Origin of the sequence: Pseudomonas sp. K8 (assembly GCF_014889455.1) — a bacterium.
Classification (GTDB): domain Bacteria; phylum Pseudomonadota; class Gammaproteobacteria; order Pseudomonadales; family Pseudomonadaceae; genus Aquipseudomonas; species Aquipseudomonas veronii.
The window spans coordinates 21373-43646 of the sequence record NZ_VJWO01000017.1; the positions used below are offsets into that span (position 1 = coordinate 21373).

The 22274-nt window shown below is 62.6% G+C and carries 18 protein-coding genes; 12 read left to right on the top strand and 6 right to left on the bottom strand.

Annotated features, from left to right (window positions below):
* Positions 1-95 precede the first annotated feature (95 nt).
* On the top strand, positions 96-614 hold the full coding sequence (locus tag INT12_RS14310; RefSeq protein ID WP_017847852.1) for a glycine cleavage system protein R: 519 nt from the start codon (positions 96-98) through the stop codon (positions 612-614).
* Between the two features lie 222 nt (positions 615-836).
* On the opposite strand, the gene rarD is transcribed toward INT12_RS14310, so the two are convergent.
* From rarD to INT12_RS14335, 5 genes are all read right to left on the bottom strand, one after another.
* The gene (gene rarD, locus INT12_RS14315; protein ID WP_017847851.1) at positions 837-1721 is read right to left on the bottom strand and encodes an EamA family transporter RarD; all 885 of its coding nucleotides are present in this window, start codon (positions 1719-1721) and stop codon (positions 837-839) included.
* A 119-nt stretch (positions 1722-1840) separates the two neighbouring features.
* Positions 1841-2815 carry a serine/threonine protein kinase gene (locus tag INT12_RS14320; protein ID WP_017847850.1) on the bottom strand — a complete coding sequence of 325 codons (975 nt, stop codon included), beginning with the start codon at positions 2813-2815 and terminating at the stop codon, positions 1841-1843.
* A 779-nt stretch (positions 2816-3594) separates the two neighbouring features.
* Positions 3595-5493, bottom strand: coding sequence for a PhoX family protein (locus INT12_RS14325; protein WP_193040177.1), 1899 nt, complete (start codon positions 5491-5493; stop codon positions 3595-3597).
* Between the two features lie 90 nt (positions 5494-5583).
* Positions 5584-6348, bottom strand: a complete 765-nt coding sequence (locus INT12_RS14330) for a TOBE domain-containing protein (RefSeq protein ID WP_193040178.1) — start codon at positions 6346-6348, stop codon at positions 5584-5586.
* A gap of 58 nt (positions 6349-6406) precedes the next feature.
* Positions 6407-7144, bottom strand: coding sequence for a ComF family protein (locus INT12_RS14335; protein WP_193040179.1), 738 nt, complete (start codon positions 7142-7144; stop codon positions 6407-6409).
* Positions 7145-7236: 92 nt separating this feature from the next.
* On the opposite strand from INT12_RS14335, the gene bioB reads away from it, so the two are divergent.
* The 10 genes from bioB to INT12_RS14385 all read left to right on the top strand — a co-directional run bounded on the left by bioB (position 7237) and on the right by INT12_RS14385 (position 19529).
* Entirely contained in the window at positions 7237-8292 is a 1056-nt protein-coding gene (gene bioB, locus INT12_RS14340) for a biotin synthase BioB (protein ID WP_017847846.1), read from the top strand.
* Positions 8293-8446: 154 nt separating this feature from the next.
* The gene (gene bioF, locus INT12_RS14345) at positions 8447-9628 is read left to right on the top strand and encodes an 8-amino-7-oxononanoate synthase (RefSeq protein WP_017847845.1); all 1182 of its coding nucleotides are present in this window, start codon (positions 8447-8449) and stop codon (positions 9626-9628) included.
* Positions 9621-10352 (top strand): alpha/beta fold hydrolase, encoded by a 732-nt coding sequence (locus tag INT12_RS14350; RefSeq protein WP_017847844.1) that lies wholly within the window; start codon positions 9621-9623, stop codon positions 10350-10352. Before bioF ends, INT12_RS14350 begins: the two co-directional genes overlap by 8 nt.
* Entirely contained in the window at positions 10345-11157 is an 813-nt protein-coding gene (gene bioC / locus INT12_RS14355) for a malonyl-ACP O-methyltransferase BioC (RefSeq protein WP_193040180.1), read from the top strand. Before INT12_RS14350 ends, bioC begins: the two co-directional genes overlap by 8 nt.
* Positions 11154-11834: a dethiobiotin synthase gene (gene bioD / locus INT12_RS14360; RefSeq protein ID WP_046381837.1), complete on the top strand. Its 681-nt coding sequence runs from the start codon at positions 11154-11156 to the stop codon at positions 11832-11834. The genes bioC and bioD overlap by 4 nt, the downstream gene beginning before the upstream one ends.
* 104 nt (positions 11835-11938) lie before the next feature.
* On the top strand, positions 11939-12220 hold the full coding sequence (locus tag INT12_RS14365; RefSeq protein ID WP_193040181.1) for a pyrroloquinoline quinone biosynthesis protein PqqE: 282 nt from the start codon (positions 11939-11941) through the stop codon (positions 12218-12220).
* Positions 12221-12469: 249 nt separating this feature from the next.
* Positions 12470-14275, top strand: a complete 1806-nt coding sequence (locus INT12_RS14370; RefSeq protein WP_046381839.1) for a phenylacyl-CoA dehydrogenase — start codon at positions 12470-12472, stop codon at positions 14273-14275.
* Between the two features lie 203 nt (positions 14276-14478).
* Positions 14479-15768 carry a sensor domain-containing diguanylate cyclase gene (locus tag INT12_RS14375; RefSeq protein ID WP_193058888.1) on the top strand — a complete coding sequence of 430 codons (1290 nt, stop codon included), beginning with the start codon at positions 14479-14481 and terminating at the stop codon, positions 15766-15768.
* Between the two features lie 90 nt (positions 15769-15858).
* Positions 15859-17628 carry an acyl-CoA dehydrogenase C-terminal domain-containing protein gene (locus tag INT12_RS14380; protein ID WP_193058889.1) on the top strand — a complete coding sequence of 590 codons (1770 nt, stop codon included), beginning with the start codon at positions 15859-15861 and terminating at the stop codon, positions 17626-17628.
* 122 nt (positions 17629-17750) lie between these two features.
* Positions 17751-19529: an acyl-CoA dehydrogenase C-terminal domain-containing protein gene (locus INT12_RS14385; protein ID WP_193040184.1), complete on the top strand. Its 1779-nt coding sequence runs from the start codon at positions 17751-17753 to the stop codon at positions 19527-19529.
* Positions 19530-19755: 226 nt separating this feature from the next.
* On the opposite strand, the gene INT12_RS14390 is transcribed toward INT12_RS14385, so the two are convergent.
* Positions 19756-20655: a LysR family transcriptional regulator gene (locus INT12_RS14390; protein ID WP_017847836.1), complete on the bottom strand. Its 900-nt coding sequence runs from the start codon at positions 20653-20655 to the stop codon at positions 19756-19758.
* Between the two features lie 209 nt (positions 20656-20864).
* Between INT12_RS14390 and INT12_RS14395 the strand changes: the two genes are divergently transcribed.
* Positions 20865-22133 (top strand): aspartate aminotransferase family protein, encoded by a 1269-nt coding sequence (locus tag INT12_RS14395; RefSeq protein WP_017847835.1) that lies wholly within the window; start codon positions 20865-20867, stop codon positions 22131-22133.
* The last annotated feature ends 141 nt before the right edge of the window (positions 22134-22274 follow it).

A 22274-nucleotide genomic window follows, 5' to 3' on the forward strand; every position in this document is an offset into this window, starting at 1 on the left:
GATGGATTGTTCCAGATAAATATAAAAATGGTACACGATTTGTTTTCGGGGGCATCTGCGTCCACCTTGTAGATTGAATTCCAGAGGGCTTCGCCATGGACCATCTTGTACTCACTATCATTGCCGCCGACAAACCCGGCCTGGTTGAACGCATTGCGCAGAACATCGCGGCCCACGGCGGCAACTGGTTGGAGAGCCGCATGGCGCACATGGCCGGGCAGTTTGCCGGGATTCTGAGGGTCAGCGTCCCCGCCGAGAACCGTCAGGCCCTGGTGAATGCGCTGGAGGACTTATCCACACACGGCATTCGCGTGCTGGTGGGCGAGAGCGGCGCCGGGCAGGCGGCGGCGTCCAAACCGATCACCATGACGCTGGTAGGTAACGACCGGCCGGGGATCGTGCGTGAGATCACCGCGCTGTTGAGCAAGCAGGGGGTGAACCTCGAACGCTTGAGTACCGACGTGCGCCCGGCGCCGATGAGCGGCGATCCGCTGTTCCACGCCGATGCATCACTGGCGGTGCCGTCTGGCTTGGCGCTGGACACCCTGCAAGCGGCCCTGGAAACCCTGGCCGACGACTTGATGGTGGAGTTGGAACTGCGCCGCGAGGAATAACCACCCACAAGGTTATGCATGGAAATCTTGCATGGGCCTGTGGATAACCTGTAGAGACCCGGCGCCAGGCCACGCCGGCCGTGCTTCTCCGTCAGCTGAGCAAAAAACGAGCAGTTTCAAGGGCTTGTACACAAATGGCGGGGATCAGGTTGTGGATAACCTTGGGGTGGATCTCTGCAAGCCATGCGGGCCGTGGCTTGCAGAAGTTTGTACGTTATTTGATCAGCGTTTGCGCACTGTCAGCCAGGCGTCCAGGCTGTAGACCACCAGGCCGGCCCAGATAAACGCGAAGGCGATCAGCGTGCTGGTTGCCAGTTGTTCGCCAAACAGCAGCACCGCTTCGAGCAGCACCAGGGTCGGCGCCACGTACTGCAAAAAGCCCAGGGCGGTGTAGGGCAAATGCCGTGCGGCGGCGTTGAAGCACACCAGTGGGATCAGCGTCACCGGGCCGGCGGCCACCAGCCACCAGGCTTCGGACGTACTCCAGAATGCCAACTGCGCGCTGTGCGCCGACGGGTTGAACAGCAACCAGGCGACGGCGATCGGCACCAACATCCAGGTTTCCACCACCAGCCCCGGCAGTGCCTTGACCGGCGCCTGCTTGCGGATCAGGCCATAGAAACCGAAGGTCAGCGCCAGCGCCAGCGACACCCACGGCAAACTGCCCACCTGCCACACCTGTTGCGCCACCCCCGCGGCGGCGAGACCGACGGCGAGCCATTGCAGGCGGCGCAGGCGTTCGCCGAGGAGCAGCATGCCGAGCAACACGTTCACCAGCGGGTTGATGTAGTAACCCAGGCTGGCTTCGAGCATGCGTCCGCTGTTCACCGACCACACATAGGTCAGCCAGTTAGCCGCAATCAACGCCCCGCTGAGCGCCAGGATCGCCAGGCGCCGCGGGTTATCGCGCAGTTCGCGGAACCAGCCGGGGTGTTTCCAGACCATCAGCAACAGCGTGCCGAACAGCGCCGACCAGAGCACACGGTGTACGATGATTTCGGCGGCGGGGACACTGGCGATGGCTTTGAAATAGAGCGGGAACAGACCCCAGATGACATAGGCGCTCAGGCCCAGGATGTAGCCCTTGCGGGGGTTGGCGGCGTGCATTGCAGAATCCTTGCTTAGGCAGCTAACAAAGCGCGATTGTAAGGATATTTGTCCGCTCGTGGGGCCTGCAGTGCTTTATGTGGGAGGGGGCTTGCTCCCTCCCACAGGAAGCAACGCCGTCAGAACAGTTTCAGCGGTTCTTCGTTGAGCGCCGACAACTGTTCGCGCAACGCCAACACCTGATCACCCCAATACCGTTCGCTGCCGAACCACGGAAAGCTGTGGGGGAACGCCGGGTCATCCCAGCGCCGCGCCAGCCAGGCGCTGTAGTGCATCAGGCGCAAGGCCCGCAGCGGTTCGATCAGTGCCAGTTCGCGTGGGTCGAAATCGTGGAACTCCTGGTAGCCGTCCATCAACTCCGACAGCTGGCCCAGACATTCCTGACGGTCGCCGGCGAGCATCATCCACAGGTCCTGTACGGCCGGGCCCATGCGGCAGTCATCGAGGTCGACGATGTGGAACATCTCGTCGCGGCACATCATGTTGCCGGGGTGGCAATCGCCGTGCATGCGGATGTTCTTGTGCGGCGTGGCCTTGTACACCTCTTCCACACGCTTGAGCAGGTCGCGGGCCACGGACTCGTAGGCCGGCAGCAGGCTTTTGGGAATGAAGTTGCCTTCGAGCAGGGTGGTGAGGGAGTCGTGGCCGAAGTTCTTCACGCCCAGGGCTTCGCGGTGTTCGAACGGGCGGGTCGCGCCGACCGCGTGCAAGCGCCCGAGCAACTGGCCAAGGCGATAGAGCTGGTCCAGATTGCCCGGCTCCGGCGCCCGGCCGCCACGGCGCGGGAACAGGGCGAAGCGGAACCCGGCGTGTTCGAACAGGCTTGAGCCGTTATGGATCATCGGCGCGACCACCGGCACATCGCACTCGGCCAGTTCGAAGGTGAAGCTGTGTTCTTCGAGGATCGCTTCGTTGCTCCAGCGCTGCGGCCGGTAGAACTTGGCGATCAGCGGCTCGGCGTCTTCGATGCCCACTTGATACACACGGTTTTCGTAGCTGTTGAGCGCCAATACGCGCGCATCGCTGAGGAAGCCGATACTTTCGACAGCATCGAGCACCAGGTCGGGGGTGAGTGTTTCAAACGGATGGGCCATGCGAACTCCTGCGCGCAGCAGGGCGCCGCGTCCGGCCGGGTATGGTAACGCACCGGGCTTGAGATAGGGGGCGGCTGTGCCATTGCTATCGGGGGCAAGCCCCCTCCCACAGTTGAAGGTATTCACAACTCAACATGTGGCAGGGGCAAGCCCCCTCTCACAGTTGAAGGTATTCACAAATCAACATGTGGCAGGGGTAAGCCCCCTCTCACAGTTGAAGGTATTCACAAATCAACATGTGGCAGGGGCAAGCCCCTCTCACAGTTGAAGGTATTCACAAATCAACATGTGGCAGGGGCAAGCCCCCTCTCACAGTTGAAGGTATTCACAACTCAACATGTGGCAGGGGCAAGCCCCCTCTCACAGTTGAAGGTATTCACAAATCAACATGTGGCAGGGGTAAGCCCCCTCTCACAGTTGAAGGTATTCACAACTCAACATGTGGCAGGGGCAAGCCCCCTCCCACAGTTGAAGGTATTCACAACTCAACATGTCGCAGGGGCAAGCCCCCTCCCACAGTTGAAGGTATTCACAAATCAACATGTGGCAGGGGCAAGCCCCCTCTCACAGTTGAAGGTATTCACAACTCAACATGTGGCAGGGGCAAGCCCCCTCTCACAGTTGAAGGTATTCACAACTCAACATGTGGCAGGGGCAAGCCCCCTCTCACAGTTGAAGGTATTCACAAATCAACATGTGGCAGGGGCAAGCCCCCTCCCACAGTTGAAGGTATTCACAAATCAACATGTGGGAGGGGGCTTGCCCCCGATAGCGGTCTGTCAGGCGCCCACGATCCCACCATCATCCCGCCGAATCGCCATCACCGACGAACGCGGCTTGCCATTGGGCAGATGCTCCGGCCAGGTCGAACCGCCGGTTTCGCCGGGATGCTGAATCCCCACGAACAAGGTCTTCTGATCCGGCGAGAAGCTGATCCCCGTCACCTCGCACGCCACCGGCCCGACCATGAAACGGCGGATTTCGCCGGTGTTGGGGTCGGCGCAGAGCATCTGGTTATTGCCCATGCCGGCGAAGTCGCCGCCGTTGCTGTAGTCACCGTCGGTCAGAATCCACAGGCGCCCGGCTTTGTCGAAACCCAGGCCATCGGGGCTGTTGAACATGTTCTGCGGGTTGATGTTCGACGAGCCGCCCTTCGGCGTACCGGCATGCACGCCGGGGTTGCCCGCGACCACAAACAGATCCCAGGTGAAATCGGCGGCGCCGTGGTTATCGGCGTTGGGCTTCCAGCGCAGGATCTGGCCGTAGACGTTTTTCTCGCGTGGGTTGGGCCCACCGACCGGCTGGCCGTCTTCGCCGCGCTTGGCGTTGTTGGTCAGGGTGCAATAGACCTGGCCGTCGGTGGGGCTGACCACGATCCATTCCGGGCGGTCCATGCGCGTGGCTTTCACCACACTGGCAGCCAGGCGTGCATGGATCAGCACTTCGGCCTGGCTGGCGAAACCGGTGCTGGCGTCGATGCCGTTCTTGCCATGGGTCAACTCGACCCACTGGCCGTTGCCCTTGGGGTGGTCGGCGTTGCCGTCGCCAGCGTCGAAGATCGCCACAAACAACGTGCCATGGTCGAGCAGGTCTTTGTTGGCCTTGGGGTTCTGGTGGTCGATCGGGTCGCGGCTGACGAACTTGTAGATGAATTCGCCGCGCTCGTCGTCGCCCATGTACACCACGGCGCGGCCGTCGCGGGTTTCCGCGAGGGCTGCGTTTTCATGCTTGAAGCGGCCGAGGGCGGTGCGTTTGACGGGAGTGGAGTGCGGGTTGAACGGGTCGATTTCCACCACCCAGCCATGGCGATTGAGTTCGTTGGGATTCTTGGCCATATCGAAACGCGGGTCGTGCAGGTGCCAGTTGATCTCTTTGCTCGCCGCCACCACGCCGTAGCGCTTTTGCCCGGCGTCGAAGGTTTGTTGTGGGTTGCTGCTGCCGAAGCAGTCGGTGAAGTTCTCTTCGCACGTCAGATAAGTGCCCCACGGCGTCTTGCCGTTGGCGCAGTTCTGGAAGGTGCCGAGGGCTTTTTTGCCGGATTTGTCGGCGCTGGTTTTCAGCCAGTCATGGCCGGCCGCCGGGCCGCTCAGGCGGATCGGCGAGTTGCCGTGGATGCGCCGGTTGTAGCGCGAGTCCTGGACGAACTGCCAGGTGTCGCCCTGGCGGCGCACTTCGATCACCGACACACCTTCGCTGGCCTGGGCCTTGCGCACGTCTTCGGCCGATTGCGGCGCGCCGCCGTGGGCGAAGAGGTAGCGGTAGTTGGTGTATTCGTTATTGATCGCCATCAGCGCGCGGTTGTCGTCGCCGGGGAAGGCGAACAGGCTCATGCCATCGTTGTTGTCACCGAACTGCTGCTCCTGGGCCTTGGCCGTGCCGTTGCCGGACGGGTCGAACGCCGGGGCATTCTTGTGCAGCGGCTGGCCCCAACTGATCAGCACCGAGGCGCTGTAGCCGGGCGGCAGGGTGATGCTGTCGCTGGTGGCGGCGGCGATGCTGGCGAACCCCAGCAGCGGGCTGGCGTTGGCGGCATTCACGGCCAGCGCGCTGCGGGTCAGCAGGTTGCCGCCGAGGAACATCGCGGCTCCGCACAGGGCACCGGCGCCGATGAAGCGGCGGCGGGTGAGGCCGACCATCTGTTCGAGGTCGGTGGCTTGGTTTTCTTCTAATAGGCTCATGTCAGGCTCCCTGCGGTTTTTGCAGACACCATAAGGAGCGGGCATGACGAAATTGTTGCAGTTTGACGGCGGGCGCAGCAGGCCCGGCGCTTAGACGGGCGTGCCGAGCAATACATTGCTCGGCGCGAATTGCACCTGGATCGGCTGGCCTTCGGCGGCATCCAGGGCCTTGAGCGCGTGGGGCTGGGCCAGGGCGCAAAGTACCTGGCCGTTGGGCAGGGCGATTCGCACTTCGCTGGGGCCGTCCTCGGCGTCGAGAATGGCGTCGACTCTGCCGATCAGGCAATTGTGTCCAGGTGTTTCTGGGTGCTGGCTGGCGCACACCTCCAGCCAGCCGGCCTTGATCAGGGCGACCACTTCGACACCGGCTTCCAGCTCCAGCCGTTGCGTGCTGTCGTGGGTGATCTGCGCGCTCAGGCTCAGGCCGCCGGCCAGTTGCAGGCGGATCAGATCATTGCGGCCGTGACGCTCGATAGCGACGACCTGGCCATGCAGTTGGTTGCGCGCACTGGTGCGCAGCATCAGGCGGCCCAGCAGGTTGAAGTCGCTGGCGGCTTCGTCCGAGCCGAGCACTTCGGCCTGTAACACTTGCAGGCGCTGATAGAGGCGCAGCACGCGCTCGCCTTCGGCCGTCAGCCTGGCGCCGCCGCCGCCCTTGCCGCCGACGCTGCGTTCCACCAACGGTTTTTGCGCGAGGTTGTTCAGTTCGTCGATGGCGTCCCAGGCCGCTTTGTAGCTCAAGCCGGCGCTTTTCGCCGCGCGGGTGATCGAGCCCTGCTCGGCGATATGCGCGAGCAAAGCGATGCGCTGCGGGCGACGGATGATGTGTTGGCTGAGGGAGGTCGGCAGAGACATGGGGTTACGCTTCGATGAGATGAGCGGAACGTTGCGGGCAAGGCCGGCCGGAGTCAAGTCAGGCACCCGGTTTGGGCGTGCGCGCCAGGCAGTACACGTCGACCTGCCGCGCTCCGGCCTCCATCAACAGACGTGCCAGGCTATGGGCGGTCGTACCGGTGGTGAGCACGTCGTCGACCAGCGCAAAGTGGCGGTCCTGTACCGGTATGTCGCGCGCCAGGGCGAAGGCGCCGCGCAGGTTGCGTTGGCGGCTCTTGGCGTCGAGCGCCTGTTGCGCGACGGTTTCATGGGGGCGTAACAACAGGTGTTCATTGTAGGCAATGTGCAGTTCGGCGCTGAGCCAGCGTGCCAGCATCAACGCCTGGTTATAACCGCGCTCGCGCAGGCGTTTGCGCGCCATGGGCACCGGCAGCAGGCAGTCGGGGCGCGGCAGTTCGGCGTTGTCGAAGCGGTGTTGCAGATGGCGTCCCAGCAAGCGCCCCAGCAGATGCCCGAGGGGCCAGCGCGCCTGATGCTTGAAGCGGCTGATCAGGCTATCGACGGGGAAGCTGTAGCGCCAGGCGGCAATGACCTGTTTAAAGGCCGGCGGGTGTTTCTGGCATTGGCCGCAGATCAGACCGTCCAGCGGCAGGGGCAGGGCGCAGACCTCGCACTGCTCCATCAGCCAGGGCAGCTCGGTTTCGCAGGCGTTGCACACACAATCGGCCGACTCAGTGGCTTCATCGCAGATTAAACAGTGCTGTACGTTTTTTGACCATATGTAAACTTGGTGTTTGTATCCAGGTTGACAGTGCATGAATCTTCCTTAAATATGCCGAGCATCCGTGTCGTGCCTGTGGGTATTGCCCTTCCCGCAGCGTTTGCCAAAGCATAATCAAGGAATCGCCCATGAGCGCCAGCACCACTGCCACCCTGCGTCACGATTGGTCCTTGGCCGAAGTCAAAGCACTGTTCGTGCAACCGTTCAATGACCTGTTGTTCCAGGCGCAGACCGTACACCGCGCGCATTTCGATGCCAACCGTGTGCAGGTGTCGACCCTGCTGTCGATCAAGACCGGCGCCTGCCCGGAAGATTGCAAATATTGTCCGCAGTCGGGCCACTACAACACCGGCCTGGAAAAAGAAAAGCTGATGGAAGTGCAGAAGGTCCTCGAAGAGGCGGCCCGCGCCAAGGCCATCGGTTCGACCCGCTTCTGCATGGGCGCGGCGTGGAAACATCCGTCGGCCAAAGACATGCCCTATGTGCTGCAGATGGTCAAAGGCGTGAAGGCCATGGGCCTGGAAACCTGCATGACCCTCGGCCGTCTCGACCAGGACCAGACCGAAGCCCTGGCCCAGGCCGGCCTCGACTACTACAACCACAACCTCGACACGTCGCCGGAGTTCTACGGCTCGATCATCACCACCCGCACCTACGCCGAGCGCCTGCAAACCCTGGCCTATGTGCGCGATTCGGGGATGAAGATCTGTTCCGGCGGCATTCTCGGCATGGGCGAGTCCCTCGACGACCGCGCCAACCTGCTGATCCAGCTGGCCAACCTGCCGGAGCATCCGGAATCGGTGCCGATCAATATGCTGGTGAAGGTGGCCGGCACGCCGCTGGAAAACGCCGAGGAGATCGACCCGTTCGACTTTATCCGCATGCTGGCGGTGGCGCGCATCCTGATGCCGCAGTCCCATGTGCGCCTGTCGGCCGGCCGTGAGGCGATGAACGAGCAGATGCAGGCCCTGGCGTTCTTTGCCGGCGCCAACTCGATCTTCTACGGCGACAAACTGCTGACCACCGCCAACCCGCAGGCCGACAAGGACATGCAACTGTTCTCGCGCCTGGGCATCTTGCCGGAAGCGCGGGAAGAGCACGCCGACGAAGTCCACCAGGCGGCGATCGAGCAAGCGTTGGTTGAGCAGAAAAGCAGCGAGCAGTTCTACAACGCCGCGGTTTAAAGCACCACGGCGATCCAAATGTGGGAGTTGGCTTGCCTGCGATAGCGGTCTTTCTGACACTTCGGTGGTGACAGTCCTGCCGCTATCGCAGGTAAGCCAGCTCCCACAGGGGATCGCGCCCTGTCTTACATTTCTCTGATCTGCCGAGGCCTGCATGTCTTTCGATCTCGCCGCGCGTCTCGCTGCCCGTCGTGCCGAACACCTTTACCGCCAACGCCCTCTGCTGGACAGCCCGCAAGGCCCGGAAGTGGTGGTGGACGGTCAACCGTTACTGGCGTTCTGCAGTAACGATTACCTGGGCCTGGCCAATCACCCGCAGGTGATCGAGGCCTGGCGTGCCGGTGCGTCCCGTTGGGGCGTGGGCGGTGGCGCTTCGCACCTGGTGGTCGGGCATGCCACGCCGCACCATGCGCTGGAAGAAGCCCTGGCCGACTTCACCGGCCGCCCGCGTGCGTTGTTGTTTACCACCGGTTACATGGCCAACCTCGGCGCGGTCACGGCGCTGGTGGGGCAGGGCGATACGGTGCTGGAAGACCGCCTCAACCATGCTTCATTGCTGGATGCCGGCCTGCTGTCCGGGGCGCGCTTCAATCGCTATCTGCACAACGATGCCGCCAGCCTGGCCAAGCGCCTGGAGAAAGCCACCGGCAATACCCTGGTGGTCACCGATGGCGTGTTCAGCATGGACGGCAACCTCGCCGACTTGCCGGCGCTGGCCCGTGAAGCGCGGGCCAAAGGCGCCTGGTTGATGGTGGACGACGCCCATGGTTTCGGCCCGTTGGGCGCGAACGGCGGCGGTATCGTCGAGCATTTCGGCCTGAGCCAGGCGGATGTGCCGGTGCTGGTCGGTACCCTGGGCAAAGCGTTCGGCACTGCGGGCGCCTTTGTCGCGGGCAGTGATGACTTGATCGAAAGCCTGATCCAGTTCGCCCGGCCCTACATCTACACCACCAGCCAACCCCCGGCCCTGGCCTGCGCCACCCTCAAAAGCCTGGAGCTGCTGCGCACCGAGCATTGGCGGCGCGAGCACCTCAACGGCCTGATCCGCCAGTTCCGTCACGGCGCCGAGCAGATCGGCCTGACGCTGATGGACAGCTTCACGCCGATTCAGCCGATCCTGATCGGCGACAGTGCCAAGGCCATGGCGTTGTCGCGGATGTTGCGCGAGCGCGGCCTGATGGTCACTGCGATCCGCCCACCCACCGTGCCCGCCGGCAGCGCCCGTTTGCGCGTGACGCTGACCGCGGCCCACAGCGCGGCGCAGGTGCAGCTATTGTTAAACGCATTGGAAGCGTGTTTCCGCTTGTCCGGTACGACGGAGCCCGACCATGCGTGATCGCTTGATCCTGCTGCCCGGCTGGGGCCTCGGCGTGTCGCCGCTGGAGCCGTTGGCCGCCGCCCTGCACGGCCTGAACGAACACCTGCGCGTACAGGTCGAGCCGTTGCCGGCGTTGGCCTCCAGCGACCTGGATGAATGGCTCGACGAACTCGACGCGAGCCTGCCGGACAACGCCTGGCTCGGTGGCTGGTCGTTGGGCGGCATGCTCGCTTCCGAGCTGGCCGCGCGGCGCGGCGAGCGTTGTTGTGGGTTGCTGACCCTGGCGAGCAACCCGTGTTTCGTCGCCCGTGATGGCTGGCCGAACGCGATGCCCGGCGCAACCTTCGAGGCGTTCCTCGCCGGTTGCCACGCCGACGCCCCGGTCACCCTCAAGCGCTTCGGCCTGTTGTGCGCCAAAGGCGCCGCGGACCCGCGCGGGTTGGCGCGTCTGTTGGCCAGCGCGGCACCACAGACGCCGTCGGACGTGTTGATGAACGGCCTCGAGCTGCTTGCCCAACTGGATACCCGCGACGCCTTGGTGGCCTTCCGCGGCCCGCAGTTGCACCTGTTCGCGGGCCTGGATGAATTGGTGCCCGCCGAAGCCGCCAGCGACCTGCTGAGCCTGCTGCCCGATGTCGAAATCGGCCTGATTGAACAGGCCGGCCACGCTTTTCTCCTGGAGGATCCCCACGGTGTAGCGGGGGCCATCCAGGCTTTTTTGCACGAGTGCGTTGATGACTGATTTAGCCCATGCCTGCCTGCCAGGCGCGTTGCCGGACAAGCGCCAGGTGGCGGCCTCCTTTTCCCGTGCCGCCGCCAGTTACGACAGCGTGGCCGAGTTGCAGCGCGCGGTGGGGCATGAATTGCTGACCCGCCTGCCGCCGGCCTGCAGCGCGCAGCGCTGGTTGGACATGGGCTGCGGCACCGGTTATTTCAGCCGCGTGCTGGGCGAACGGCTGCCGGCCGGCCAAGGCGTGGCGCTGGATATTGCCCAAGGCATGCTCGACCATGCGCGGCCGTTGGGCGGCGCGCAGCATTTCATCGCCGGTGACGCCGAGCGCCTGCCGTTGCAGGCGGCCAGCTGCGGGTTGATCTTCTCCAGCCTGGCAGTGCAATGGTGCGCGGATTTCGCGGCGGTGCTCAGCGAAGCCCATCGCGTGCTGCAGCCGGGCGGCGTGCTGGCGTTCGCCAGCTTGTGCGTGGGCACATTGGACGAGTTGCGCGAAAGCTGGCGGGCGGTGGACGGGCGGGTCCACGTCAACCGCTTCCGCAGCTTCGAAGCCTATCAACAGCTGTGCGCGGCCAGTGGCTTCAAGGTGCGGAGCCTGGAGCGGCGTGCTCATGTGTTGCATTACCCGGATGTGCGCAGCCTGACCCACGAATTGAAAGCGCTTGGCGCGCACAATCTCAACCCGGGGCGGCCGGGAGGGTTGACGGGCCGCGCGCGGATTGTTGCACTGATCGACGCCTACGAGCAGTTCCGCCAGACCCAGGGCCTGCCGGCCACCTACCAAGTGGTGTACGCCGTACTGGAGAAGCCTCTATGAACGCCGCTTATTTCATCACCGGCACCGATACCGATGTCGGCAAGACCACCATCGCCGCCGGCCTGCTGCATGCCGCGCGCCTGGCCGGCAAAAGCACCGCCGCCGGCAAGCCTGTGGCTTCCGGTTGCCAGGTCACCGCCAAAGGCTTGCGCAACGCCGATGCGCTGGCACTGCTGGCCGAGTGTTCGTTGCCGTTGAGCTACGCCGAGGTCAACCCGGTGGCGTTCGAGCCGGCCATCGCGCCGCACCTGGCCGCGCGCGAGGCGGGCGTTGCGCTGACGGTGCAATCGCTGCTCAAACCCATGCAACAGATTCTGGCGCGAAAAGCGGATTTCACCCTGATCGAAGGCGCGGGCGGCTGGCGCGTGCCGTTGGCCGACCAGGACAACCTGTCCGACCTGGCCATGGCGCTGCAATTGCCGGTGATCCTGGTGGTGGGCGTGCGCCTGGGGTGCATCAGCCATGCCCTGCTCACCGCCGAAGCGATCGCACGCGATGGCCTGCCGCTGGCCGGTTGGGTGGCGAATATCATCGAGCCGAAGACCTCTCGTCTGGAAGAAAACCTCGCCACCCTGGCCGAACGCTTGCCCGCGCCGTGCCTGGGCCGGGTGCCCAAACTCAAGCACGCCAGCAGCGCCGCGGTGGCCGAGTACCTGCACTTGGACTTGCTTGACTGATTTTGGCTATCGATAAGGCATTATGCCATTAGCGTTTTTGACGGGCCTTTTGCCCGGATGTCTGTTTCAATTCAACTTCACGATTCTCTCAGCAGGTCCACGCCATGGAAATCTCTGGCAGCAGTGCGTTTTATTCAGGCCTGAGTACCATTCAAACCGGGCAGAGCCGCGTCGACCAGGCCGCCGGCAGGATTGCCAGCGCCGCCACTACCCAGCCGTCGGACGCCCAGAGCGACCTGCTGCAGGCCAATGACCGCGCCCAGCCGACCAACTCGGCGAGCAATATGGTCGAAATGGCCCAAGGCAAGTTTCAGGTGGAGCTGGGCGCGAAAGTCGCCAAGGCTTCCGATGAAATGCTCGGCACGTTGATCGACACCTTCGCCTGACCCCCTGAAGCAACGCGGTGTGCCAGGCACACCGCTCGCGCCTGTACCTTCGCCTTTTTCCCGATAACCCTTGTGGCGCCTCGCCGCAGGCATCGTCGTGCGCGCTCTTGAGCGGTGTCATGACAAACGGCAGCGGGACGACGCTTGACATCCCCAGGTCGTAAACGTATGTTTCAAACCCCTGTTTGACCGCCATAACAAATCCCACGCGGTTGTTCATCCCAGACACATCAGCAGAGGTTTATCGCTATGCCTGACTACAAGGCCCCCTTGCGTGATATTCGCTTCGTTCGTGACGAACTGCTCGGCTATGAAGCGCATTATCAAAGCCTGCCGGCTTGCCAGGACGCTACTCCGGACATGGTTGACGCCATTCTCGAAGAAGGCGCCAAGTTTTGTGAGCAAGTACTGGCACCGTTGAACCGCGTGGGTGACATCGAAGGGTGTACCTGGAGCGAGTCAGGCGTTAAGACCCCTACTGGTTTCAAAGAAGCCTACAAACAGTTCGTTGAAGGCGGCTGGCCGAGCCTGGCCCATGACGTGGAGCACGGTGGCCAAGGCCTGCCGGAATCCCTGGGCCTGGCGGTCAGCGAAATGGTCGGCGAAGCCAACTGGTCGTGGGGCATGTACCCAGGCCTGTCCCATGGCGCGATGAACACCATCTCCGAGCACGGCACCCCCGAGCAACAAGACGCCTACCTGACCAAGCTGGTGTCGGGCGAATGGACCGGCACCATGTGCCTGACCGAGCCTCACTGTGGCACCGACCTGGGCATGCTGCGCACCAAGGCCGAACCTCAGGCCGACGGGACCTACAAAGTCTCCGGCACCAAGATCTTCATCTCGGCCGGCGAACACGACATGGCCGACAACATCGTCCATATCGTCCTGGCCCGCCTGCCGGACGCACCGGCCGGTACCAAAGGCATCTCGCTGTTCATCGTGCCCAAATTCCTGCCGAACGCCGATGGCTCGATCGGTGCGCGCAACGCGGTGACCTGCGGTTCCCTGGAACACAAGATGGGCATCCACGGTAACGCCACCTGCGTGATGAACTTCGACGCAGCCACCGGTTTCCTGATCGGCCCGGCGAACAAAGGCCTGAACTGCATGTTCACCTTTATGAACACCGCTCGCCTGGGCACCGCGCTGCAAGGCCTGGCCCACGCCGAGATCGGTTTCCAAGGCGGCCTGAAATACGCTCGCGATCGCCTGCAAATGCGTTCCCTGACCGGCCCGAAAGCGCCGGACAAAGCGGCCGACCCGATCATCGTCCACCCCGACGTGCGCCGCATGCTACTGACCATGAAAGCCTTCGCCGAAGGTAACCGTGCGATGGTGTACTTCACCGCCAAGCAAGTGGACATCGTCAAGTACGGCACCGACGACGAAGCCAAGAAACAGGCCGATGGCCTGCTGGCCTTCATGACCCCGATCGCCAAGGCGTTCATGACCGAAGTCGGCTTCGAGTCCGCCAACCACGGCGTGCAGATCTACGGCGGTCACGGCTTCATCGCCGAGTGGGGCATGGAGCAGAACGTGCGCGACAGCCGCATTTCGATGCTGTACGAAGGCACCACCGGCATCCAGGCGCTGGACCTGCTCGGCCGTAAAGTGCTGATGACCCAAGGCGAAGCGCTGAAGGGCTTCACCAAGATCGTCCACAAGTTCTGCCAGGCCAACGAAGGCAACGAAGCGGTCAAAGAGTTCGTGACACCGCTGGCCGCGCTGAACAAAGAGTGGGGCGAGTTGACCATGAAGGTCGGCATGGCGGCGATGAAAGACCGTGAAGAAGTCGGTGCCGCGTCGGTGGACTACCTGATGTACTCCGGTTACGCCTGCCTGGCTTACTTCTGGGCCGACATGGCACGCCTGGCGGCCGAAAAACTGGCCGCCGGCACCAGCGAAGCGGCGTTCTACACCGCCAAGCTGCAGACCGCGCGCTTCTACTTCCAGCGCATCCTGCCGCGTACCCGTACTCACGTGGCCACCATGCTGTCGGGCGCCAACAACCTGATGGACATGAAAGAAGAGGACTTCGGCCTGGCTTACTAAGCCTCACCGAGCCCACTTGAAAAACCGTCGCTCCTGTTGGGGCGACGGTTTTTTTTTGCCGATAAAAAACGCAGCGGGGCGCTCAGGGATTGCGATTGGCTGCCGTTACAGTGATGGCAATGTGATACAGGCCGGGCAGGGTATGTTTAACTGTCTGGAGTAAGGCACAGTGCCATCATTCCTGGCGGGTCGGAGTTTTACCCTTGTCACGCGCGTCCGCTTTACGTTTCAGTCATTTCCTCCCTTCATTGCTGCTGTTACTGGCCGGGCTCTCGGCTGCGTATGTCAAGGACCTCAACGTCTTCTTCACCTCGCTGTTCAACGTGTTGCCGACCCTGGTGCTGTTGCTCGGCGGTTCGTATTGCGCGGTCTATCGTCGCCAGCGTGAACTGTTCCTGATGATCACGGTGTACATCGCCTACTTCCTGCTCGACACCCAGACCGACTACTACCGCGACAACGGCCGCGTGCGCGAAGACGCTGCGGTGGTGTTCCACTTGTGCTGCCTGTTGCTGCCGCTGCTGTTCGGCCTCTATGGGTTGTGGCAGGAAAAAACCCACTTGTTCCGTGATTTTGTCGCGCGCTGTGCGGTGCTGCTGGCGGTCGGCAGTGTCGCGTTGGCGCTGGAGCAAAGTTATCCCCAGGCGCTGCTGAACTGGCTGGCGGAAATTCGCTGGCCGGCGCTGCATGGCGCCTGGATGAGCCTGATCCAGCTGTCGTACCCGATGTTCCTGATCGGTTTCCTGACCCTGGTGGCGCAATACTGGTACCAGCCGCGCCCGCTGCACGCGGCGCAGATGGTGGGGCTGGTGGGATTGTTCTGGATGTTGCCGCAGACGTTTATCCTGCCGTTCACCCTGAACATCATGTGCAGCCAGGTAATGCTGATGATTGCGGCCGCGGTGGCCCACGAGGCGTATCAGATGGCGTTTCGTGACGAGTTGACCGGCCTGCCGGGGCGTCGCGCACTCAATGAGCGCATGCAGCGACTGGGGCGCAACTATGTGCTGGCGATGAGCGACGTCGATCACTTCAAGCGCTTCAACGACACCCATGGCCACGATGTCGGCGACCAGGTGCTGCGCCTGGTCGCCAGCAAGCTGTCGAAGGTCAATGGCGGCGGACGCGCCTACCGTTATGGCGGTGAAGAGTTCGCCGTGGTGTTTGCCGGCAAGACCCTGGATGAATGCATGCCGCACCTGGAAGAAATCCGCGAGATCATCGCCAACTACGACATCAAGCTGCGCAACCCGGACCGTCCGCAGGATGACCTGCAAGGTCGCCAGCGGCGCGCGGGCAGCGGTGCGTCGAGTGTCTCGGTGACCATCAGCATCGGCGTGGCCGAGCGCCAGGCCGAGCACCGCACCTCCGAAGAGGTGCTCAAATCCGCCGACCAGGCGCTGTATGCCGCCAAGGGCGCGGGGCGTAACTGCGTGATTGCGGCCGGGCAAAACCGCCGTGGCGCGGTACGCACGCAGAGTGCTGCCGGTTGAGTGATGGTGCTGTATTCAGCGGCGCTACAGTGATTGTCCGGGGCGGTGGCCGGCAGTAGGTTGAAACCATCTGCTGCCGGAGACATTGCCATGCCTGAGTACAAAGCTCCCCTGCGCGACATGCGCTTTCTGATCGACAACGTGTTTGATTTCCACGCTCACTACGCCGCCCTCGGCGCGACGGACGCCAGCCCGGACATGGTCAGCGCGATCCTCGAAGAAGGTGCGAAATTCTGTGAGAACGTGCTCGCGCCGCTCAACCGCAGCGGCGATGAAGAAGGCTGCCATTTCGACAAAGGCGTGGTGACCACGCCCAAGGGCTTCAAGGAAGCCTTTGCTCAGTATGTGCAAGGCGGCTGGCACGGCGTGGCAGCCGACCCGGCCTACGGCGGTCAAGGCCTGCCGCAATCCCTGGGGCTGGTGCTCAGCGAAATGATCGGCTCCAGCAACACCTCCTGGGGCATGTACCCGGGGCTGACCCACGGCGCGATGTCGGCGATCCACGCCCACGGCAGCGCCGAACAGAAAGCCACCTACCTGAGCAAACTCACCGCTGGCGAATGGACCGGCACCATGTGCCTGACCGAAGCCCACTGCGGCACCGACCTGAGCCTGATCAAGACCCGCGCCGTGCCCCAGGCGGATGGCAGCTATGCGGTCAGCGGCAGCAAGATCTTCATCTCTGCCGGTGAGCACGACCTGAGCACCAACATCATCCACCTGGTGCTGGCCAAGCTGCCGGACGCCCCGGCCGGCACCAAAGGCATCTCACTGTTTATCGTGCCCAAGTTCCATGCCGATTCGGGCGAGCGCAACGCGGTGCATTGCGGCTCCATCGAGCACAAGATGGGGATCAAGGCCTCGGCCACCTGCGTGCTGAACTTCGATGGGGCCAAGGGCTTTTTGATCGGCGAGGCGAACAAAGGCCTCAACTGCATGTTCACCATGATGAACCACGCGCGCCTCGGCACCGGGATGCAAGGGCTGTGCAACGGCGAAGCGAGCTTCCAGGGCGCGATCAGGTACGCCAACGACCGCCTGCAAATGCGCGCGCTGACCGGCGCCAAGGCCCCGGAAAAAGCCGCCGACCCGATCATCGTCCATCCCGACGTGCGGCGCATGCTGCTGACCATGAAGGCGTTCAACGAAGGCAACCGGGCGCTCACCTATTTCACCGCGCAACTGCTCGACACCGCGCACTTGAGCGCCGACGCCGGCCAGCGCCAGGAGGCCGAAGACCTGTTGGCATTCCTCACGCCGATCTGCAAAGCCTTCATGACCGACACCGGGCTGGAAGTGACCAACCACGGCATGCAGGTGTTCGGCGGCCATGGTTTTATTCGCGAGTGGGGCATGGAGCAGTTGGTGCGCGATTGCCGCATTGCGTCGATCTACGAAGGCACCAACGGCATCCAGGCGCTCGACTTGCTGGGGCGCAAGGTGTTGGGCAGCCAGGGCAAGCTGCTGCGCGGTTTTACCCGGATTGTGCATAAGTTCTGTGAGGCGAATGCCGAGCATGCGCAGCTCAAGGCGTATGTGGCGCAGCTCGCTCAACTGAACCGGCAATGGGGCGAGCTGACGACCGAGGTCGGCATGGCCGCGATGAAAAACCCTGATGAAGTGGGCGCCGCCGCAGTGGACTACTTGATGTACAGCGGCTACATCGTCCTCGCCTATTTGTGGCTGCGCATGGCGATCGCGGCGCAGACCCACGATGATGCCGACTTCGCCAAGGCCAAGCTGGCCACCTGCGACTTTTACTTCAAGCGCCTGCTGCCGCGCACCGCCACCCATCGGGCTGCCGTGCAAGCGGGCAGCGAGTGCCTGATGAGTCTGCCTGCGGAGGCATTCGGCGGCTGATGACTTAAAAATACCAATCAGTCAAAAGTGGACCCTATGTGTCTGAAAAGTTGTTCGGGTACACTCGGCGCCTGTAAAACCGACCCTATCGAATTACTTTTCACGTTCTCACGAGGTTTGCCATGGCTGATTACAAAGCGCCGCTGCGTGATATGCGCTTCGTCCTCAACGAAGTTTTTGAGGTCGCCACACTTTGGGCCCAATTGCCGGCATTGGCAGACACTGTCGACGCCGAAACCGTTGAGGCAATCCTCGAAGAAGCCGGTAAAGTCACCGCCAAATCCATCGCCCCGCTCAGCCGCAGCGGCGATGAACAGGGCTGCCGCTGGGCCGACACGGTTGTCAGCACCCCGGACGGCTTTCCACAGGCCTACACCACCTACGCCGAAGGCGGCTGGGTGGGCGTAGGCGGCGATCCGGCGTTTGGCGGCATGGGCATGCCCAAGGCGGTGTCGGCGCAAGTCGAAGAGATGATCAACTCGTCGAGCCTGGCGTTTGGCCTGTACCCGATGCTGACTTCCGGCGCCTGCGTGTCGATCAACACCCATGCCAGTGAAGCACTCAAGGCCACCTACCTGCCGAATATGTACTCCGGCAAGTGGGCCGGTTCCATGTGCCTGACCGAGGCGCATGCCGGCACCGATCTGGGCATTATCCGCACCAAGGCCGAGCCTCAGGCGGACGGTTCCTACACCATCAGCGGCACCAAGATCTTCATCACCGGCGGCGAACACGACCTCACCGAGAACATCATCCACCTGGTCCTGGCCAAACTGCCGGATGCGCCTGCGGGGCCGAAGGGCATTTCGCTGTTCCTGGTGCCGAAATTCATGGTCAATGCCGACGGCAGCCTGGGCGCGCGTAACCCGGTGAGCTGCGGTTCCATCGAACACAAGATGGGGATTCAAGCATCGGCGACCTGTGTGATGAACTTCGACCAAGCCGTGGGTTACCTGGTGGGCGAGCCTAACCGGGGCCTGGCGGCGATGTTTACCATGATGAACTACGAGCGTCTGGGCGTAGGCATCCAGGGCCTGGCGTCCGGTGAGCGGTCTTACCAGAACGCGATTGAATATGCGCGCGACCGCCTGCAGAGCCGTGCGCCGACCGGCGCCCAGGCCAAGGACAAAGTCGCCGACCCGATCATCGTCCACCCCGACGTGCGTCGCATGCTGTTGACCATGAAGGCGTCGAACGAAGGCGGTCGTGCATTCTCCACATATGTGGCGATGCAACTGGATATCGCCAAGTTCAGCGAAGACGCCGCCGCCCGCGAGCGCGCGGATAACCTGGTGGCCTTGCTGACCCCGGTGGCCAAGGCATTCCTCAGCGATCTGGGCCTGGAAACCACGGTACTCGGCCAACAAATCTTTGGCGGCCACGGTTACATCCGCGAGTGGGGCCAGGAGCAATTGGTGCGTGATGTACGCATTACCCAGATCTACGAAGGCACCAACGGCATTCAGGCCCTGGACCTGATGGGACGCAAGATTGTCGGCAGCGGCGGCGCGTTCTATACCCTGTTCGCCGACGAGATCCGCCAGTTCACCGCCACCGCGGGCGCGGAGCTGGCTGAGTTCACCGCGCCGCTCAATGCCGCGGTGGATAGCCTGGATGAGTTGACGGCCTGGGTGCTGGACCGTGCCAAGAGCAACCCGAATGAAATCGGTGCGGCCTCGGTGGAGTATTTGCATGCATTCGGTTACATGGCCTACGCCTACATGTGGGCAAGGATGGCCAAGGCGGCGCTGGGCAAAGAAGCCGAGGAAGGTTTCTACGCCAGCAAGCTGGGCACCGCACGTTTCTACTTTGCCCGTCTGCTGCCGCGTATTCAGTCGTTGAGCACGTCGGTAAAAGCCGGTAGCGAATCGCTGTTCTTGCTGGATGAGGCCCTGTTCTAAGGGTGTAGAGGCTTTGTAAGCATTCTCTTACATGACGTGCTGCTAATCGTCCTCTATCGCCAAATTGGATCCACGGATAATCTACTTCACATGGACGTCGCGCAGGAAGCGCAAAGCAACAACACGGACACGTAGGATTCTGCCAGGATGGCGGAGTGAAATGGATGTCAGGGAAACAGTCTGCAAAGCCCCGCTTCGGCGGGGTTTTCTTTTGCCCGCGAAAAACTCAGCCCGGCACCTGCGGGGCGTTCATCACGTCCTCCAGCAAGGTGCGCAGCAGCGCCAACGTCGCTTGCTGGCGCTGCACATCGCGGCACACCAACCCGACTTTCAGCGGCACCCTCGGTTCACTCAAGGGTTTCCACAGCAGCGACTGGCTGTTGTGTTGGTCCTGGGAACGTCCCGGCAGCACCGTGGCCAGTTTGGTATGCGGCAGGCTGTCGAGAATCCCCACCATGGTATTCAACTCCGCCTGCACCTGCGGGCGCCGCCCGAGGTTGGATAGCTGGCCCTGCCAGATCTGCCGGATCTGAAACTCCTCCCCGAGCAGCAACATCGGCAACTCGGCCGCTTGTGTCAGGGAAACTTTCTTGAATTCACGCAGGGGGTGATCCTCCGGGATGACCACCTTCAGCTCATCTTCATACAGCAGCACGCCGTGCAGCCCCGGCTGGCGGGGTGGCAGGTAACTGATGCCGATGTCCAGCGAGCCATTGAGCAGGCGCCGTTCAATCTCCAGCCCGGTCAGTTCGTAGATTTGCACCACCAGGTGCGGCTGGGCCTTGCGCACACGCTCCAGCATCTGCGGCACCAGGCTGGTGTGTACGGTTTGCAACACACCGATGGCCAAGGTGCGCAATGCCTGGCCCTTGAAGTTGCGCAACGCCTCCACGGCTTGTTGCATGCCATCGATCAACGGCAAGGCGTGGTTGTATAACGTATGGGCCGCGAGGGTCGGCAGCAGGCGCTTGCTGCTGCGTTCGAACAGGCTCACATCGAGGTTTTGTTCGAGCTGGCGGATCTGCTGTGACAGGGCCGGTTGGGAGATCGACAGGCGCTCAGCGGCACGGCCTACGTGGCCTTCCTCATACACCGCGACGAAATAACGCAGTTGCTTAAAATCCATAAGTAATTCTTATCGGAAAAGCTGGAAAATCGAAATGGCCGTTGGCCCCCAAGACGCCTAGTCTAGCGCCTATCCACAAGGCTTACAGGGCCAGATCGGGCGATGATTAGCGTTTATGTTGATGGTGTTTGCATAGGCAAGTCAAAAAACCTCCAGGCAGGTTTTGCGGGGTACACCGACCACGGCATGGTTGCCATGGGAGGAAAAGTGTGAACCTGTTCAATTTGCGCCGCTCGGCGGCCAGTCTGGATGACCTGATCCTGGATGCGTGTGGCGAAGATTTTCCCAGTGGATGCCTGATGCCTACCGTAGCGCGCCCCCCGCAGGTCTTTGTGCGCGGCCAGGGTTCCTGGTTGTGGGACAGCGATGATCGCGCCTATCTGGACTTCAGCCAGGGCTGCGCGGCCAACAGCCTCGGCCACAGCCCGCAGGTATTGATCCGGGCCCTGGCCGATCAGGCCCAGGCGCTGATCAATCCCGGTAACGGCTTGCATAACCGTCCCCAACTCAACCTCGTCGACCGCCTGTGCCACCGCACCGGCAGCGACCAGGCGTATTTGCTCAACAGCGGCGCGGAAGCCTGCGAAGCGGCGATCAAACTGGCGCGCAAGTGGGGCCAGCTGTATCGCGGCGGTGCTTATCGCATCATCAGCGCCAGCAATGGTTGCCATGGGCGCAGCTTCGCGGCGATGTCGGCCTCGGCGAGCAGCCGTGAAAACCGCTTTGAACCGCAATTGCCGGGCTTCAGTCACGTCCCGCTCAACGACCTGGCGGCGCTGCACGCGGCCGTTGACGCGCAAACCGTTGCCATCATGCTCGAGCCGATCCAGAGCGAAGCCGGCGTCATCCCGGCGACCGAGCATTACCTCAAGGGTGTCGAGCGGCTGTGCCGCGAGCTGGGCATTCTGCTGATCCTCGACGAAGTGCAAACCGGTATTGGCCGTTGCGGCACCTTGCTCGCCGAAGAGCAGTACGGTGTACGCGCCGACATCATTGCACTCGGCAAAGGCCTGGGCGGTGGTGTACCGCTGGCGGCACTGCTGGCGCGTGGCAAGGCTTGTTGCTTTGAAGTCGGTGAGCTGGAAGGCACCCATCATGGCAATGCGCTGATGGCCTGCGCCGGGGGGGCGGTGCTCGATGCTGTGCTGGGGCATGGCTTCTTCGAGCATGTGCGTGAGTCTGGTTGTTACCTCGGCGAAGGTCTGGCTCGCCTGGCTTATCGCTATGGCCATGGTCAACTGCGCGGCCACGGCCTGATGTGGGGACTGACGTTATCGGATGATTCTGCGGATGCCGTAGTAAAAGCGGCTCTGGACGAAGGACTGATCCTCAACGCCCCGCAACCCAACTGCCTGCGCTTCACCCCGGCCCTGACGGTGAGCAAAAGCAACATCGACGAAATGCTCCTGCGCCTGGGGCACGCCTTTTCCCGGGTACGCACCGCACAAATGCAATGCCGCAAGGGCATCGCCGTCTGACCCCTTATTCCTGAACCGTCTCGCGGTATACGCGGCGCCCCCAGCTTGTTTTTTTTTGGCTGGGGGCGTTTTTTTTTGTGCAGCGAACGACGGTCGCGGTGCCAGATCCTACTGAACCCTCACGAACGTCCAAGGTCGATT